The organism is Neotamlana laminarinivorans (assembly GCF_020523925.1).
In the GTDB taxonomy this organism is placed as follows: Bacteria; Bacteroidota; Bacteroidia; order Flavobacteriales; family Flavobacteriaceae; genus Neotamlana; species Neotamlana laminarinivorans.
The window spans coordinates 210,371-229,521 of record NZ_JAJAPW010000003.1 but is presented as its reverse complement, the minus strand read 5'-3'; the positions used below and the strand labels follow the sequence as shown (position 1 = coordinate 229,521).

Genomic DNA, 19,151 nt, shown 5'->3' with positions numbered 1-19,151 from the left:
TATTAGATGAAGCCTTTTTCTATAATAAAGGAAAACTACATGGTTTATCTTACAAACTAAATCAAGAAGGAAAACGCATTACAACTTGAGATTTTAAAAAAAATATTCTTAAACACCGCACAGATCACATAATAGAATTCAATATTGCATTCTTAAGAATCAAACGAAACCCTCTACATAAAACAAAGAATAAAACTTAAATTTATCTAGGTATAAAAATTTCATTTTTTCAACAAAAACAGATAGTCTTTATAAACATCATCTGTAAGACAGATATAAGGTTAAACCCCTTTATTTTTTATTTCAAAAAATAAAACAAATATACTTTGATAGATTTTTTATCGACAAAAAGCACAATTATTACGTTAAAACATTGATTTTGAGAATAATTACTGTATATTTATATCTGTAAGTTATTAAACACAGAATGAATTATCAAAGTAAAATATTAATATTATTAACCTGTTTTTTATGGATTTGTTCTTTTGGTCAGTCTGAGCAGGCTAACCAAAATAGTAATACAAGCAAGAGCTTATCTGAAGTTTTACCAAGTATATCCAAAGATTCTACATTAGCAGAAATATCTAACCATGTTGAAACTATGGTAAATTGGATGACAACAGAATACTATAAATCCAATTACGTAGAAACCTTAATTTATGCAGAAAAAGGTCTTTATCTTTCAAAAAAGAGCAAAAATAGCAAATACATTTGCGAAGTAAGCACAATAGTTGGAAACACCATGTTACGCATTAATGATACGGCTGGAGCAAAAAAAATATTTTTAAAAGCATTAGATGAAGCTAAAATAGCTAACGATAGTTCCTCTATTTTAAAATCAATAGGAAACCTAGCTAACATTTACTATTACAATCCAAAGTACAAATATAAAACTGTAGAAAAATACAGACAGAGTATTAATATAGCCGAAAAACTTAAAGACACATCACGGTTATTTATTATACACCATAACTTAGCAAGAATATTTAACGAGTTAAAAATGCCAGATAGCTCGAGGCATCAAATAAAAAAAACTCAAGAATATTTAGATAAAATAGGAAACCCTCCACATTACAAAGCCAGTCACTTACATAATTATGGTCGCATGTACTTATTAATAAATGAGCCAGACAAGGCCATTGAAAAATTCGAACAAACCATAGCCATATGCGAAAACACAGAGTATGTTGAAGCTTTAATTGAAGGTTATGAAGGCTATAAGGAAGCCCTTGAGATGAAAAAAGACTACAAAGGACTTTACGATATTAATAAAAAACTACAAATTTATAGCGAAAAAAAAGACAACGATATAGCTAAAAACATAACCGATGCTGTATCTGCAAAAATTAATATTGAGCGCTATAAAGACCAAATTAAAGCCAAAGAACTTGAAGAAAAACTTTTAATACAAAAAGCAGAACGTAAAAATATTCTTTTAATTTTTATTGCAGGTATTGGTTTATTTCTAACAATAATTCTAGTAAATACATATTTTGCACATAAAAAAAAGAAAGTACTTGTTAAAGACCTTAAAGAAAAGAACAAACAGTACTTAATTGCTAAAGAAGAAAGCGAAAAACTTGCTAAATCTAAAGAGAAATTTTTTGCTACGGTAAGCCACGAACTCCGCACACCTCTCTATGGTGTAATTGGGCTCAGTAGTATTTTAATGGAGAATGAAGAACTTAAAAACCATGAAAAGGATTTAAAATCTCTTAAATTTTCAGCTAATTATTTATTGGCACTAATAAATGATTTGCTACAAATGAATAAAATAGATAATAAAAGTTTTAATAAAGAAGAAACCGTTTTTAATTTAAAAGAATTAATAAATACTATTATATTTTCATTTGAATACATAAAACTACAACACGGAAACGATATTCGTATTTCAATTAGTGAAAATTCACCAGAGTTTCTAAAAGGCAACTCTGTCATGTTATCACAAATACTAATGAATCTTATAGGTAACGCATGTAAATTTACAGAAGATGGTACAATAGAGATAATTGTAAATACAAATAGTAATAATAACAATATAGTAGAATTGAGTTTTACCATTAAAGATACTGGTCCAGGTATTGAAGAAAATAAACTAAAAGGTATATTTAATGAATTTACACAAATAAACTCATCAAACAACAGATATCAAGGCACAGGACTAGGGCTTCCTATTGTAAAAAAATTATTAAATCAATCTGGTAGCTCTATTAGTGTAGAAAGCGAAGTAGGAAAAGGCACTACATTCAACTTTAATTTATCTTTCAAAGTTGTTGAACAACATGAAAAAATAAAAAAAACAGACACGACACAACTAGCTCAAAAACGAATACTTATTGTTGAAGATAATCGTATTAATCAGGTAGTAACTAAAAAAGTTTTAAATAGTGAAAATGTAAATAGCGACATAGCAAAAAATGGAGAAGAAGCAGTATATATGGTAAGAAACTCTTATTATGATTTAATATTAATGGATATAAATATGCCTGTGAAAAATGGAATTGAAGCCACCAAAGAAATTAGAGTTTTTAACAACACAACACCTATTGTTGCTCTTACAGCAGTTGAAATTGAATCACAAAAACATCAAATTTTTGAATGTGGCATGAATGATATTGTTTTAAAACCTTACGATATTGATTTATTTAAACAAACTATTATAGAAAATATACTTACCGACAAACGAAAGTTTCTAAAAAAATTAGGATAGATTAACCTATCTTTTTTCACATAAATGCACCAAACAGGAACATACTAAGTATTAATATTTCATTTAAAACTATAAAATAAAAACCCCGAAGTTTATCATTTTAAACCTCGAGGTTTTATCAACAAAAAATTACAACTAAACTTTATAATTAACCAATTATAAACTTTTCTTTAAAACAGCGCTTGTATCCCGTATGTATTATGTAACATACCTACTGTTAAAATTGCTGTTATACAAATTGCTAAAATACTTAGCGGAATTATTAACTTATCTCTTACAGAAAGCTTATTTGCGCGTTCTTTATCTCCTATTAAACCATTATTATCTAAAAACATAGCCAATGCCCAAGCTAATACCGGATTTGTAACCATTGCTGTGAATATGCATATTCCGGCAGCCTGTGCACAAGCACTTCTTTTTATCATTTGTACACCTGCTTCAATCATTGGTAAAAACACACCAACTAATAACGCTATGCATCTTACTGGTGGCCATACTGCAACATCCATTGGACTTCCTAAAATAGCAACACCTAAAACCATAACCCCTAATAAAATGGCTCCGGCCGGAATTGGCCTTTTTGCAATAGCTGCAGGAATCATGTATGTTCCCCAAGACGATGTTATATTACCACCACCAACTGCTGTACCAACCATTTGCCTTAAAGAACACATACTCATAGTATCATCGACATCCATTAAAACCTTTTCTGTTTTTTTAGGATAATTCATTTCTTGAAAAATTCTGTGTCCTAAAAAATCTGGCGACCACATCGCTACTGCTAAAATGGCAAAAGGTAATGATGCTATGAAATGTTCTGAATTAGGCAAACCTAGCATCCACCCTTCGTCTGTACTTCCCCACCAGTGGACTGGATTTAAATTAGGCAAACCCATTTGTGTTGTAAACTGCAAATCGAAACCTGCTCCTCCTATTAAAGCTATTAATAACGCGGTAACAGCACATGCTGGAATAGCTAACCAACGCTTATCTATTCTTGCTAAAAAACTATATAAAATAACGGTAACAGCAAGGATTATTAATCCTAAAAACCCCAAAGAACCAAGCTGAACTGTGCTAGACTCAAGACCTTTACCCCACGATTGTATTGTAGTAATTTGCCCTAACGCACCTGTGAAACCTAGAAATATTAATAATCCTCCTGCTACACCTTTACTTGTTAAATTTACTAATCGAGAACCACCTTTAAACACACTCAGCAAAAGCCCAAAAACACCTATTAAAACAGCTAACGCTAACGGATGTGCACCAGCTATAGCTATACTTGCTATTAAAGGAATCATTGGCCCGTGGTTTCCTGCTAAATTGGCTCTTGGATTAAAAAAACCCGAAGCAAAAATGACAAACAAAATAGTAGGAATTATCATTTCTACTCGAGAAACTTCAATTGCAAATTCTTTTCCTAGTGTAATATGATCCCATGCTGAGGTTAAACCTTCTGCCCAAGCCATCATTACAGAGGAGTACATGGCAACTATACCTAAAGTTCCTGCTAATGCTGGCACCAAATCTTCCCATTCAAATCTAAAATCTCGTCCTGGAAAATTTAATCTAAATCGTTTGGGTTTCATTATTTGCAACTCATGATCTAGATAATCTGATCTATTTGCAAATTCTGAAGCTGGTTTATGTTGTTCTCTGTATGTTTTCATTATACAATTTGTCCATTAATTTTTAAAAGACTTTATTATGAAAAGAAAATGTATTTTTTAGTTTGTTTTTACTTCTTTAAAATATTGTTTTAAAATATGTACCGCCTGATTAATTTCTTCTGGTGTATTCTCCCTGGCATCTTTAAGTTTATAATCCCATCCTAACGCTTCCCATTTGTGAATACCTAGTTTATGATACGGTTGAAGCTCTATTTTTTCAATAGTTTTATAATCTTTAAAATAAGATCCCATTTCGTGTAACAACTCTGGCTTGTTGGTTATTTCTGGAATTAAAACATAACGTAACCACATGGGTTTACCAGATGCTTCTCTATATTTTGCCAGATTAAATGTGGTTTCTTTATTTTTCTGCCCCGTAATCATATGGTAACCATCTTCTCGCATATGCTTTATATCTAACATAATCAAATCGGCATAGTCATCTAACAATTCTTCAGCGTAATGGTTTAACAACCTTCCGTTAGTATCAATATTTGTATGTATTCCTTCTTCTTTTAATCTTTTAAAGAAATGAACCAATTCTTTTGATTGTAATAAGGGTTCTCCTCCAGACACTGTAACACCACCATCTTTACCAAAGTAAGATTTCATTTTTACAGCTCTTTCAACTAAATTTTCAATTGCATATTCTTTACCTCCGTGCGTATCTATGGTGTCCGGATTGTGGCAATACAAGCATTTTAATTTACATCCCTGCAAAAAAACCACCATTCGAATTCCTGGACCATCATGAGTACCGAACGATTCTATAGAATGAACTCGTAATGTGTTTTCTGAAGTTTTAATAACGAACTTTTTTTTAATTAGAACACCCACAAACATATGTTATGGATGTTCTAAATTTTAGTGACTAATTTTAGTTTATTTGAATTACATAGATTGGTGAAAAGACCTTGTAATTACCTCTTGCTGTTGTTCTTTAGTTAATCTGATAAAGTTTACAGCATATCCTGAAACTCTAATAGTTAACTGTGGGTAATTTTCTGGATTTTCCATAGCATCTATCAACGTTTCTTTATTTAAAACATTTACATTTAAATGCTGAGCATTTCTACTAAAATATCCATCTAACATCGTTGTTAAGTTTGATATTCTATCGGCTTCTGAAGCTCCAAGAGATTTTGGAACTATAGAAAATGTATTTGAAATACCATCTTGAGAATCTTCATAATCAATTTTAGCTACAGAATTTAATGATGCTATTGCTCCATTAGTATCGCGACCATGCATTGGATTAGCTCCTGGTGCAAATGGTACACCTTTTGGGCGTCCATCTGGAGTTGCTCCTGTTTTTTTACCATAAACCACATTTGACGTTATGGTTAATACAGATAGCGTTGGTGCTGCATTTTTATACACTGGTAATGCACTTAATTCTTTATTAAAATCTGCTACAGCATCATGAGCAAATACATCTACTCTATCATCATCGTTTCCATATTTAGGGAAATCGCCTTCAATTTTAAAATCTACAGTTAAACCTTCTTCATTTCTTATAGGTTTAACTTTAGCGTATTTAATAGCAGACAATGAATCTGCTACAATTGATAAACCAGCAATACCGTAAGCAATATTTATATCTGGATTGGTATCAATTAAAGCCATTTGAGCTTTTTCGTAATAGTATTTATCGTGCATGTAGTGAATAATATTCATAGAATCGTTATACACTCGAGCCACTTCTTTCATGGCAACTTTAAAATTAGACATTACTTTGTTAAAATCTAAATACTCATCTTCCATAGGTGCTATACCATCAACCATTTTGGTACCTGTATTTTCGCAACGCCCACCATTAATTGCAAGTAACAGTGTTTTTGCTAAATTTGTTCTGGCTCCAAAAAATTGAATTTGTTTTCCTAAAGCTTGATAAGACACACAACAGGCAATACCATAATCGTCTGATCCTCTTAAGGTACGCATCATATCATCGTTTTCAAATTGAATTGATGAGGTATCTATAGCTACTTTTGCACAATACTTTTTAAAATTTTCTGGTAAATTTTGAGACCAAAGAATAGTAATATTTGGCTCTGGTGATGGTCCTAAGTTATATAGTGTGTTTAAAAAACGGAATGATGTTTTAGTAACTTTTGTTCTACCATCTTCAAACATGCCTCCAATGGCTTCGGTTACCCAAGTTGGATCTCCTGCAAAAATTTCGTCGTATGCACTCATTCTTAAATGGCGCACCATACGAAGTTTCATTACAAACTGATCTATATATTCTTGTGCTTCAACCTCTGTTATTAATCCTTCTTCTAAATCATTTTGAATATAAATATCTAAAAATGTAGAAACATTACCTAAAGACATAGCTGCGCCGTCTTGCTCTTTTACCGCTGCTAAATACCCCATATAAGTCCATTGCACAGCTTCACGTGCATTTTCTGCTGGTCGGGATAAATCTAAACCATATTTAGCTCCCATTTCTACAATTTCTTGCAACGCTTTAATTTGGTCTGAAACTTCTTCGCGTAAACGAATTACAGCATCTGTCATTGGCCCAGTAATAGTAGCTTTATCTGATTTTTTTACTTCAATCAACCTATCTATACCATAAAGCGCTATTCTACGATAATCGCCAATAATTCTACCACGAGCATAGTTATCTGGTAATCCTGTTAAAAGACCTAAAGAACGGAATTTTCTAATCTCCGCATTATAGGCAGAAAACACACCATCGTTATGAGATTTTACATATTTTGAAAACAACTCTGATACCGTATCGCTAGCAACTAAGCCATGTTCGCTCAAAGCTTTTTGCACAACCTTAAAACCTCCAAATGGTTTCATAGCACGCTTTAAAAGCTCATCGGTTTGCAAACCTACAATTACTTCATTTTCTTTATCTATATAACCTGCTTCAAAATTATTTACACCCGATATCGTTTCTGTATCTACAGATCTTAAACCGTTATTTTGTCGTTCTTCTTTAGTAGCTTGTAAACAAACCTCCCAAAGCCTTTTTGTTCTTTCACTTGCTCCAACTAAAAAGGTGTCATCTCCATAATAAGATGTAACGTTATTTATAACAAAATCTCTTACATCAATTGTATTAATCCATGTTCCGCTTTTAAACTCTTTAACTACCATAATAAAAATTATTTGTTGATTAACTGGTTCAAAATTACTATCGAACAACGAATATTTAACTGACATTTATCATATTAGAAATTATTTGTTGATTTTTGATTAAAACCGTCTTTAATTTTAACATATTACTAGTTATAATACACCTATTTTATCGTTAAAACATAAAAACACAACTTATATTAACAAATTATTAAATTTTTAACTTGTTTTATTTGGTATAATTTTTATATTTTGCAACCCCTGATTAATAGATATAAATGACTGAACTAAAAAGACTTTTTGATTTTCCATATCACCAACTGGAAAACAACCCGACCGATGCCGCTTTGGTAACAAAATATAATGGTAAATGGATTAAAACATCTACACAAGAATATATAGATAAAGCTAATGCAGTAAGTAGAGCCTTACTTAGGTTAGGAGTTAATAAAAATGATAAAATAGCTGTAATTTCTACCTCAAATAGAACTGAATGGAACATTATGGATATTGGTGTATTGCAATTGGGTGCACAGAATGTTCCAATTTACCCAACTATTTCTGCTGAAGATTATGAGTATATTTTAAATCATAGTGAATCTATATATTGCTTCGTTTCAGACAAGGAGGTTCTAGAAAAAGTAAATAAAGTAAAAGCAAACACTAAATTAAAAGACGTTTATAGTTTTGACCATATTGAAGGCTGTAAACATTACTCCGAATTATTCGAATTAGGAAAAGACGAAAGTAACCAAAATGAAGTTGAGGCTAGAAAAAAAGACGTTAAACAGGAAGATTTAGCTACTATAATTTACACATCAGGAACCACAGGTAAACCAAAAGGCGTTATGTTATCGCATTGGAATATTACCAGTAACGCCCTTGATAGTTACCCAAGGTTACCGCTTAACCACAACCAAAATAGAGTTTTAAGTTTCTTACCAATTTGCCATATCTTTGAGCGCGTACTAATTTACATATACCAATACGCTGGACTATCCATATACTTTGCTGAAGCTATTGATAAAATTGGTGAAAATGCTAAAGAAATTAAGCCTAATTTAATGAGTGTTGTACCACGGCTTTTAGAAAAGGTATACGATAAAATTATGGCTAAAGCTGCAGAACTTACAGGCATAAAAAAAGCTTTATTTTTTTGGGCAGTAAAACTCGGCGAACAATGGGAGCCATATCAAAAAAACGGCGCTTGGTACGAGTTTAAATTAAAAATTGCCAATAAATTAATATTTAGTAAATGGCGTGAAGCTCTAGGAGGAGACTTACACACCATGGTTTCGGGTAGTGCTGCTTTACAACCAAGACTATCTAGAATTTTTTGTGCTGCGGGTATGAGAGTTATGGAAGGCTACGGTTTAACAGAAACCTCTCCTGTAATTGCTGTTGGTATGTACCGCGAAAACAGCTTTAAAGTTGGAACCGTTGGTAAACCTATACGTAATGTCGAAGTTAAAATTGCAGAAGATGGCGAGATTTTAATAAAAGGACCCAACGTAATGATGGGTTATTACAAAGATGATGAAAAAACCGCTAGTGTAATGACGGGCGATTACTTTCATACTGGAGATAAAGGTGAATTAGATGCTGAAGGATTTTTAAAAATTACGGGGCGTAAAAAGGAAATGTTTAAAACCTCTGGAGGGAAGTATATTATTCCAACGCTTTTAGAAAACGAATTGAAACAATCTCGCTTTATAGAACAAATTATGGTTATAGGCGAAGGCGAAAAAATGCCAGCAGCCCTAATACAACCAAATTTTGAATTTGTTAAAGAATGGATACAGCATAAAAACGTAAATGTTGGCTTAACCGAAACCGAAATTGCAAATTCTGATATCATAAAGGAGAGAATACAAAACGAAATTGATACATGTAATGCCAAGTTTGGCAGATGGGAACAAATAAAAAAGTTCGAACTTACACCTCAAGTTTGGTCTATTGATTCCGGGCACCTTACACCAACAATGAAAATGAAAAGAGATGTAATTAAAAATATGCATCACGACCTTATTGAAAAAATATACAGACCCTAATTAACAAAAACACCGCTACCAAAAAAGCGGTGTTTTTTTTGACTAATTTTTAACTGTTTTTATTATGCATGCATAATAAAATTTTATATATTTGGAGAAATCTATGAATATATAATGAAAGACAAAACCATCGATTACATGCTAAGAACCACTTGGCTTAACGTACAAAAAATGTACAACGAAGAAGCTGCAAAGTTTGAAAGCACGATGGCTACAGGGTTTACTTTATTAAGTATAGACCCAGAAAAAGGTACTCCATCTACAGCTCTTGGGCCAAAAATGGGAATGGAAGCCACTAGCCTTTCCAGAATTTTAAAAACAATGGAAAAAAAAGGCCTTATACAGAGAAACCCAAACCCAGAAGATGGTAGAGGTGTAATTATTACATTAACAACATTTGGTAGAGAAAAAAGAGAATACTCTAGAGAAAGGGTTCTCACATTCAATGAAACCATCAAAAAAAATATACCTGATGAAAAATTAAAACATTTTTTTCAAGTCACTGAAACCATAAACGAACTTGTATCAAATAAAAAAATTTATAACTAAACATATTTTAGACTGTAATTAAACATGAATAAACGAATTATTAACAAAGTAGCAGTTATTGGTTCTGGAATTATGGGTAGTGGTATTGCTTGCCATTTCGCCAATATTGGCGTAGAAGTATTACTACTAGATATTGTTCCAAGAGAACTTACCGATGCCGAAAAAGCAAAAGGATTAACACTAGAAAACAAAGCCGTTAGAAACCGTTTGGTCAACAACGCGTTGCAAACCGCTTTAAAATCGAAACCATCACCAATTTACCACCAAAAATTTGCAAGCAGAATTACCACTGGTAATTTAGAAGACGATATTGCAAAAGTGGCCGATGTAGATTGGATTATTGAAGTTGTTGTAGAACGACTAGACATCAAGAAAAAAGTATTTGAAAACTTAGACAAGCACCGTACACCCGGAACTTTAATTACCTCAAATACCTCTGGTATTCCTATTAAGTTTATGAGTGAAGGTAGAAGCGATGATTTTCAAGCACATTTCTGCGGAACACACTTTTTTAACCCTGCCAGATATCTTAAATTATTCGAAATTATACCAGGTCCAAAAACCTCAAAAGATGTATTGGACTTTTTAAATGGCTACGGAGAACAATTCCTTGGAAAAACTTCTGTAGTAGCTAAAGATACGCCTGCATTTATAGGGAATCGCATTGGTATTTTTGGTATTCAATCACTATTTCATTTAGTAAAAGAACTCGATTTAACTATTGAAGAAGTAGATAAATTAACTGGCCCTGTTATTGGTCGTCCAAAATCTGCAACATTTAGAACTGTAGATGTGGTTGGGCTAGATACGCTTGTACATGTTGCCAATGGAATTTATGAAAACTGCCCTAACGACGAAGCCCACGAGCTTTTTAAGTTACCAGATTTTATTAATACCATGATGGAAAATAAATGGTTAGGTAGCAAAACCGGACAAGGATTCTACAAAAAAGTTAAAGGAGATGGTGGTAAAAGTGAAATTTTATCATTAGACCTAAACACCTTAGAATATAGAAAAAAGAAATCTGCCAAATTTTCAACTTTAGAATTAACGAAATCGATTGAGAATGTTTCTGACAGGTTTAAAATTTTAGTTGGAGGAAAAGATAAAGCAGGCGATTTTTATCGTAAAAACTTCGCGGCAATGTTTGCCTATGTTTCTAATCGTATTCCTGAAATAACCGATGAGCTCTATAAAATAGATGATGCCATGAAAGCTGGTTTTGGTTGGCAACATGGTCCGTTTCAAATTTGGGATGCCATTGGCGTAGAAAAAGGAATTGAAATTATGAAGGCTGAAGGTTACAAACCTGCTTCTTGGATAAATGATATGATTGCCACTGGCAGTTCATCATTTTATTCTGTAAAAGATGGCGCAACCTATTTTTATAACATTCCTACAAAAACTCAAACAAAAATTCCAGGTCAAGATGCCTTTATTATTTTAGATAATATTAGAAAATCTAAAGAAGTATTTAAAAATTCAGGTGTTGTAATTGAAGATTTAGGCGATGGTATTTTAAACTGTGAGTTCCAAAGTAAAATGAACACCATTGGTGGCGATGTTTTAAACGGATTAAACAAGGCTATAGATTTAGCAGAAAAAAACTATCAAGGTTTAGTTATTGGTAACCAAGCCGCTAATTTTTCGGTAGGTGCTAATATTGGCATGATATTCATGATGGCTGTAGAGCAAGAATACGACGAGCTTAACATGGCCATAAAATATTTCCAAGACACCATGATGCGTATGCGCTACTCCTCTATTCCAACCGTTGCAGCTCCCCATGGTATGACACTTGGTGGTGGTTGCGAATTATCACTGCATGCAGATAAAGTTGTTGCCGCAGCAGAAACTTACATTGGTCTTGTTGAATTTGGTGTTGGTGTAATTCCTGGTGGTGGTGGCTCTAAAGAAATGGCTTTAAGAGCTTCAGATTTATTCCAAAAAGGCGATGTAAAATTAAACGTGCTTCAAGAATATTTCTTAACTATTGGTATGGCAAAAGTATCAACATCTGCTTACGAAGCCTTCGATTTAGGCATTCTTCAAAAAGGAAAAGATGCTGTGGTTGTTAATAAAGACAGACAAATAGCTACAGCAAAAGCCTACGCAAAATTAATGGCAGAACAAGGCTACACCCAACCCATTAAACGAAAAGATGTTAAAGTTTTAGGAAAACAAGCTTTAGGTATGTTTTTAGTAGGAACAGACTCTATGGAAGCGAGCAATTACATTAGCGAGCATGATCAAAAAATTGCAAATAAGCTGGCCTACGTAATGGCTGGTGGCGATTTAAGTGAACCAACACAAGTTAGCGAACAGTATTTATTAGATCTGGAACGCGAAGCATTTTTAAGTCTTTGTACAGAGCGTAAAACGCTTGAACGTATTCAGCACATGCTTAAAACTGGAAAACCTTTAAGAAACTAAGAAAAAAATGAAAACAGCATATATAGTAAAAGCATACAGAACAGCCGTTGGTAAAGCACCAAAGGGATTGTTCCGCTTTAAAAGAACCGATGAATTGGCGGCCGAAACCATAAAATACATGATGAAGGAGTTGCCAAACTTAGACCCAAAACGTATAGACGATGTTATAGTAGGAAATGCCATGCCAGAAGGTGCTCAAGGTCTTAACATGGCGCGCTTAATTTCCTTAATGGGATTAGATGTGGTTGATGTTCCTGGTGTTACTGTAAACCGTTTTTGTTCTTCAGGAATTGAAACTATTGGTATGGCTACCGCAAAAATTCAAGCTGGAATGGCCGATTGTATTATCGCAGGTGGTGCAGAAAGCATGAGTTCTGTGCCGATGACGGGGTTTAAACCAGAATTAAACTACGACACGGTAAAAGCAGGTCACGAAGATTATTACTGGGGCATGGGAAACACTGCCGAAGCAGTAGCAAATCAGTTTAAAGTATCTCGCGAAGATCAAGATGAATTTGCTTATAACTCGCATATAAAAGCTTTAAAGGCTCAAGCTGAAGATCGTTTTCAAGACCAAATTGTTCCTATTGATGTAGAACAAATTTACGTAGACGAAAACGGAAAAAAAGCAAGTAAAACATATACCGTTAATAAAGACGAAGGACCAAGAAAAGGCACTAGCATAGAAATTTTATCTAAACTTCGTCCTGTTTTCGCTCAAGGCGGAAGTGTAACAGCAGGAAACTCATCGCAAATGAGTGATGGTGCTGCCTTCGCAATGGTAATGAGCGAAGACATGGTTAACGAATTAGGTCTAAAACCAATAGCACGTTTAGTTAGTTACGCCGCTGCGGGTGTAGAACCTCGCATCATGGGAATTGGCCCTGTAAAAGCCATCCCAAAAGCATTAGCTCAAGCCAATTTAAAACAAAACGATTTAGAATTAATCGAGTTAAATGAAGCATTTGCTTCGCAATCAATAGCCGTAATACGTGAGCTTGGTTTAAATCCGGACCTTGTGAATGTAAACGGAGGCGCCATTGCTCTTGGTCATCCACTAGGGTGCACAGGAACTAAACTTTCTGTTCAATTATTTGATGAAATGAGAAAGCGTAACATGAGTGGTAAATATGGTGCCGTAACAATGTGTGTCGGTACCGGGCAAGGTGCTTGCGGAATTTTTGAATTTTTAAACTAAACTATTAAACAATGGAAACAACAGAAAAAGACATACTACGTGGCGGTCAATTCTTAGTTAAAGAATCAGATTGTCAAGACATTTTTACACCAGAAGATTTTAACGAGGAACAGCTAATGATGAAAGAAGCTGTTACCGAATTTGTAGACAGAGAACTTTGGGCTAAAAAGCCACAATTCGAGAAAAAAGATTACGCCTTAACGGAAGAAGTGATGCGAAAAGCTGGTGAGCTTGGTTTTTTAGGCATTTCTGTTCCAGAGGAATATGGAGGCATGGGCATGGGCTTTGTTTCAACCATGTTAGTCTGTGATTATATTTCCGGAGCAACAGGGTCTTTTAGTACTGCTTTTGGTGCACACACGGGTATTGGCACCATGCCAATTACACTTTATGGTAACGAAGAGCAAAAACAAAAATACGTGCCGAAATTAGCTTCTGGAGAGTGGTTTGGTTCTTACTGTTTAACCGAGCCAAGTGCAGGTAGTGATGCAAACTCTGGAAAAACAAAAGCTGTTTTATCTGAAGATGGTAAAACATATAAAATTACAGGACAGAAAATGTGGATTTCTAACGCTGGTTTCTGTAGTTTAATGATTGTTTTTGCCCGTATTGAAGACGATAAAAACATTACTGGATTTATAGTAGAATACGACCCCAATAACCCTAATGGTATTACTTTAGGAGAAGAAGAGCACAAATTGGGTATCCGAGCTTCTTCTACTCGTCAAGTATTTTTTAATGAAACTGTAGTACCAGTTGAAAATATGCTTTCTACTCGTGGTAACGGTTTCAAAATTGCAATGAATGCACTTAACGTTGGTAGAATTAAATTAGCAGCAGCTTGTTTAGATGCGCAACGTCGTACTATAACAGAATCGGTTAAATATGCTAACGAACGTATTCAATTTAAAACACCTATTTCTAGCTTTGGCGCTATTCGTCAAAAAATAGCTGAAATGTCTACAAATTGTTGGGTAGGTGAATCTGCAAGTTACCGTGCTGCAAAAAATATTGAAGACCGTATTGAAATTAGAAAAAACAATGGTAAAGATACACACCAAGAAGCAGAACTAAAAGGTGTTGAAGAGTATGCTATTGAATGTTCTATTTTAAAAGTAGCGGTTTCCGAACATACCCAACACTGTACAGACGAAGGCATTCAAATATTTGGAGGTATGGGATTCTCTGAAGAAACACCAATAGAATCGGCTTGGAGAGATGCTCGTATTGCAAGAATTTACGAAGGTACTAACGAAATTAACCGTATGTTAAGTATTGGCATGCTAATTAAAAAAGCCATGCGTGGCCATGTCGATTTGTTAGCGCCTGCAATGGCTGTTAAAGATGAATTAATGGGAATTCCGTCTTTTGAAACTCCAGATTTTTCAGAATTATTTTCTGAAGAAAAAAGTATTATAAAAAACCTAAAAAAGTTATTTTTGATGGTAGCTGGGGCTGCTCTAGAAAAGTATGGTGAAAAAATGGAACACCAACAACAACTAATGCTAGCCGCATCAGATATTTTAATTCAAATTTATTTAGCAGAATCTGCTATTTTAAGAGCAGAAAAATTAGCTAAAAAAGAAGGCGAAGATAAAGTAAAAGAGCAAATAGCTATGGCAAAATTAAACCTATTTCATGCTATTGATGTTATTGAAACCGCAGGAAAACATTCTATTATATCGTTTTCTTCGGGCGACGAACAACGCATGATGCTTATGGGATTGAAACGTTATATTAAATACGTTAACATGCCAAACATTATAGAATTAAGAAATATTATTGCTAACAAAGTAATAACTGAAAATAAATACTGCTTTTAATTATCTATTAGCGGTTTTTGAGTGACTAATTCAAATTTAAGGAACGTCTTGAAATAAATTTCGAGGCGTTTTTATTTTTTATTACTTTTAGTTAAAAATAAATCTATGAAATTTTTATTGCTTCTTTTGCTCTTCTCTACTTCTATTTGTTTTTCGCAAACTGAAAAAACTCTTGCTCCAAAACTAAAAAATATAGCATGGATATCTGGAAACTGGAAAGGTGAAGCCTTTGGTGGGAAAACCGAAGAAAATTGGAGCAAACCATCAGGTGGATCCATGATGGCAACTTTTAAACTTATAGATAAAAACGAAGTAGTTTTCTATGAAATTGAAATCATCAGAGAAATTGAAAACTCTTTAATACTTCAACTAAAACATTTTGGAAACGACTTAAAAGGTTGGGAAACCAAAGACGAAACTGTAGATTTCCCTTTAATAAAACTCACATCAACCAAAGCTATTTTTAAAGGCATGACTTTCGAAAAAGTAAACGACACTGAAATGAATGTTTATGTCGATATTAAAGATGAGAATGGTAATATAGAAAACGTAAAATTCAATTATAAAAAATAATAATGAAAAACCTTAAGCTAGTATTCGCATTAATTTTAACCACTACCTTATCCGCACAAACCAGTTCTAAAATTTACGATATTATTAAAAACGTTTCAGCAAATCGCATTGAAAACGATATACAAACCCTAGTTAATTTTGGCACACGCAATACATTTAGCGATACTATTTCAAACACGAGAGGCATTGGTGCTGCAAGACGTTGGATAAAAAAGGAATTCGAAACCATATCTCAATCGTGTAATGATTGTATTGACGTTTTTTATCAAAAAGATTTAGTAACCAAAGCTGGTAACCGTCGTGTACCACATGATGCTTGGGTTGTAAATGTTGTGGCGATACAAAAAGGCACAAAATATCCAAACCGTTATATTATAATGAGTGGTGATATTGATTCTCGTGCTAGCAATACTATGGATTTTACAACCGATGCACCCGGAGCTAACGATAATGCTTCTGGAATGGCTGGTACCATTGAAGCAGCAAGAGTTTTAAGCAAGTACAAGTTTGAAAGCAGCATCGTTTATGTTGGTTTATCTGGAGAAGAACAAGGCCTTTTTGGAGGAGCAGGTTTAGCCAAATATGCAAAAGAAAACAATTGGGACATCATTGGTGTTTTTAATAACGACATGATTGGAAACATAAAAGGTGTAGACGGCGTTATTGATAATAAAACATTTAGAATATTTTCTGAACCTGTACCTGCCAACGAAACGGAAAAACAGCGCCAGTTAAGACGTTTTTACGGCGGTGAAGTTGATGGTATTTCGCGCCAATTAGCACGATATGTTCATGAAAATGTAAAAACGTATATGCCAGACATGAACCCAATGATGGTTTATAGGTTAGATCGCTTTGGACGTGGAGGGCATCATCGTCCGTTTAATGATTTAGGTTTTGCTGGTATTCGTATTATGGAAGCACACGAAAACTATACCCAACAGCATCAAGATGTTCGTGAAGAAAACGGTATAAAATACGGTGATGTTATCGAGCATGTAAATTTTAATTATGCTAAAAAACTAACAGCAGTTAATGCAATAAATTTGGCTAGTTTAGCCTGGGCACCACCTCAACCAACTAATGTTGCTATTGGTGGTATTGTAGAGGCTTCTGCAAAATTAAAATGGGATAAAGTTGATGGCGCCAAAGGTTATAAAATTTACTGGAGAGATACTACATCTCCAACTTGGGATAATAGTCGTTACGTTGAAAATATTACCGAGTTTACTCTTGATGGTATTGTTATAGATAATTACTTTTTTGGCGTATCATCGGTTGGAGAAAATGGGTTTGAAAGTGTTGTTGTATTTCCAAATAAAACATTTAAAAACTAAATTTATGATGCCTTTAAGAGATCATAACTTATTTTTTAACTAAAATTACAGCCTTTACATACAATTTTAATGAAAAAACTATTATACTGTTTGGTCTGTTTAGTGTTTAATAGCGCATGCGGACAAGGACTAATATCTAAAAAATCAACTTTTACACATCAAGATACGCTTCGTGGAAGCATAACTCCAGAACGCGAATGGTGGGATTTAACTTACTATAATTTAAATGTAAAAGTAAGCCCAGAAAATAAATTTATATCTGGTAAAAATACCATTCAATATAAAGTTTTAAAGCCTAATTCTGTGCTTCAAATAGATTTACAAGAGCCTTTAAAAATGCTTTATGCCATACAGAATAATGATACTTTAGATTTAAAACACGATGGTAATGCGCATTTTATCACACTAAAAGCAACACAAGATATTGGAAGTATACAAACTGTTGATGTTTATTACGAAGGTCATCCGCGTGAAGCCAAAAGAGCCCCATGGGATGGAGGTTTTTCTTGGAAAAAAGATAAAAATGGCAATCATTTTATAGCTACCTCTTGTCAAGGTTTGGGCGCCAGTGTGTGGTGGCCTTGCAAAGACCATATGTATGACGAAGTTGATAGTATGCAAATTAGTGTAAATGTACCGTCAAAATTAATGGATGTTTCTAACGGAAGATTACGAAAAGTAGAACAAATTGGAGACACTAAAACCTATACATGGTTTGTTGGCAACCCAATTAACAATTATGGAGTGAATATTAATATTGGCGATTATGCGCACTTCTCTGAAGTTTATGATGGTATGGCTGGAAACTTGGATATGGATTATTATGTTTTAAGAGATAATCTTGAAAAAGCTAAAAACCACTTTAAAGATGCCCCTAAAATGATGAAAGCTTTCGAGCATTGGTTTGGGCAATATCCGTTTTATAAAGATGGTTATAAATTGGTTGAAGTGCCGTATTTAGGTATGGAACACCAAAGTTCTGTAACTTATGGAAACCAATACAAAACGGGTTATTTAGGTAGCGATTTATCTGGAACAGGTTGGGGATTAAAATTCGATTTTATTATTATTCACGAATCGGGTCACGAATGGTTTGCCAATAATATTACCAATAAAGATATTGCCGATATGTGGATTCATGAAAGCTTCACCGCTTATTCCGAAAATTTATTTTTAGACTATTATTACGGTAAAGATGCCTCTGCAGATTATGTTATTGGTACACGAAGAAAAATTCGTAACGACAAACCTATTATTGGCCCTTATAATGTTAACAAAGAAGGTTCTGGCGACATGTACTACAAAGGGGCAAACATGCTTCATACATTAAGGCAGTTAATTAAAGATGATGAAAGGTGGCGACAAATTTTAAGACGAATGAATGTAGAGTTTTATCATAAAACAGTAACAACAAAAGATATTGAAGATTTTTTAAGTAGAGAGTCTTATATGAATTTAAATGCTTTTTTTAATCAATATTTAAGAGATACTCGCATACCTAAACTAGAATATTCAATACAAGGTAAAACCTTAAAATACCGCTATTCGCAAATAGTTAAAGATTTTGAAATGCCTGTAAAAGTTACTATTGATAATGAGGAAATGTGGCTTAAACCGAATATTAATTGGCAAACGCTTGAACTACCTGCTAAAAACCCTAAATTGATTGTGGATAGAAATTTCTATATAAATTCTGAAAAACTTTAAA

12 protein-coding genes are annotated in these 19,151 nt (G+C 33.6%); 9 read left to right on the top strand and 3 right to left on the bottom strand.

Annotation, left to right across the window (positions count from 1 at the left end; genetic code table 11):
* Positions 1-427: 427 nt before the first annotated feature.
* Positions 428-2,710 carry a response regulator gene (locus tag LG649_RS07705; protein ID WP_226542970.1) on the top strand — a complete coding sequence of 761 codons (2,283 nt, stop codon included), beginning with the start codon at positions 428-430 and terminating at the stop codon, positions 2,708-2,710.
* 170 nt (positions 2,711-2,880) lie between these two features.
* Here the strand turns inward: LG649_RS07705 and LG649_RS07700 are convergent, their stop codons facing one another.
* The 3 genes from LG649_RS07700 to pflB are packed head-to-tail and all read right to left on the bottom strand — an operon-like array spanning position 2,881 to position 7,566.
* Positions 2,881-4,383: a DUF3360 family protein gene (locus LG649_RS07700; RefSeq protein ID WP_226542968.1), complete on the bottom strand. Its 1,503-nt coding sequence runs from the start codon at positions 4,381-4,383 to the stop codon at positions 2,881-2,883.
* A 57-nt stretch (positions 4,384-4,440) separates the two neighbouring features.
* Positions 4,441-5,226, bottom strand: a complete 786-nt coding sequence (gene pflA / locus LG649_RS07695; protein ID WP_226542966.1) for a pyruvate formate-lyase-activating protein — start codon at positions 5,224-5,226, stop codon at positions 4,441-4,443.
* A 48-nt stretch (positions 5,227-5,274) separates the two neighbouring features.
* Positions 5,275-7,566, bottom strand: coding sequence for a formate C-acetyltransferase (gene pflB, locus LG649_RS07690; protein WP_449587091.1), 2,292 nt, complete (start codon positions 7,564-7,566; stop codon positions 5,275-5,277).
* A gap of 191 nt (positions 7,567-7,757) precedes the next feature.
* Between pflB and LG649_RS07685 the strand changes: the two genes are divergently transcribed.
* From LG649_RS07685 to LG649_RS07650, 8 genes are all read left to right on the top strand, one after another.
* Entirely contained in the window at positions 7,758-9,530 is a 1,773-nt protein-coding gene (locus tag LG649_RS07685; protein ID WP_226542964.1) for an AMP-dependent synthetase/ligase, read from the top strand.
* A 114-nt stretch (positions 9,531-9,644) separates the two neighbouring features.
* Positions 9,645-10,079, top strand: a complete 435-nt coding sequence (locus LG649_RS07680; RefSeq protein ID WP_226542962.1) for a MarR family winged helix-turn-helix transcriptional regulator — start codon at positions 9,645-9,647, stop codon at positions 10,077-10,079.
* Positions 10,080-10,103: 24 nt separating this feature from the next.
* On the top strand, positions 10,104-12,512 hold the full coding sequence (locus LG649_RS07675; RefSeq protein WP_226542960.1) for a 3-hydroxyacyl-CoA dehydrogenase/enoyl-CoA hydratase family protein: 2,409 nt from the start codon (positions 10,104-10,106) through the stop codon (positions 12,510-12,512).
* A 7-nt stretch (positions 12,513-12,519) separates the two neighbouring features.
* On the top strand, positions 12,520-13,710 hold the full coding sequence (locus LG649_RS07670; RefSeq protein ID WP_226542958.1) for an acetyl-CoA C-acyltransferase: 1,191 nt from the start codon (positions 12,520-12,522) through the stop codon (positions 13,708-13,710).
* Positions 13,711-13,721: 11 nt separating this feature from the next.
* Complete coding sequence (locus tag LG649_RS07665) at positions 13,722-15,533, top strand: acyl-CoA dehydrogenase family protein (RefSeq protein ID WP_226542956.1); 1,812 nt, start codon at positions 13,722-13,724, stop codon at positions 15,531-15,533.
* Between the two features lie 105 nt (positions 15,534-15,638).
* Positions 15,639-16,106: a DUF6265 family protein gene (locus tag LG649_RS07660; protein WP_226542954.1), complete on the top strand. Its 468-nt coding sequence runs from the start codon at positions 15,639-15,641 to the stop codon at positions 16,104-16,106.
* Between the two features lie 2 nt (positions 16,107-16,108).
* The gene (locus tag LG649_RS07655) at positions 16,109-17,443 is read left to right on the top strand and encodes a M28 family peptidase (RefSeq protein WP_226542952.1); all 1,335 of its coding nucleotides are present in this window, start codon (positions 16,109-16,111) and stop codon (positions 17,441-17,443) included.
* Positions 17,444-17,512: 69 nt separating this feature from the next.
* Positions 17,513-19,150, top strand: a complete 1,638-nt coding sequence (locus LG649_RS07650; RefSeq protein WP_226542950.1) for a M1 family metallopeptidase — start codon at positions 17,513-17,515, stop codon at positions 19,148-19,150.
* The last annotated feature ends 1 nt before the right edge of the window (position 19,151 follow it).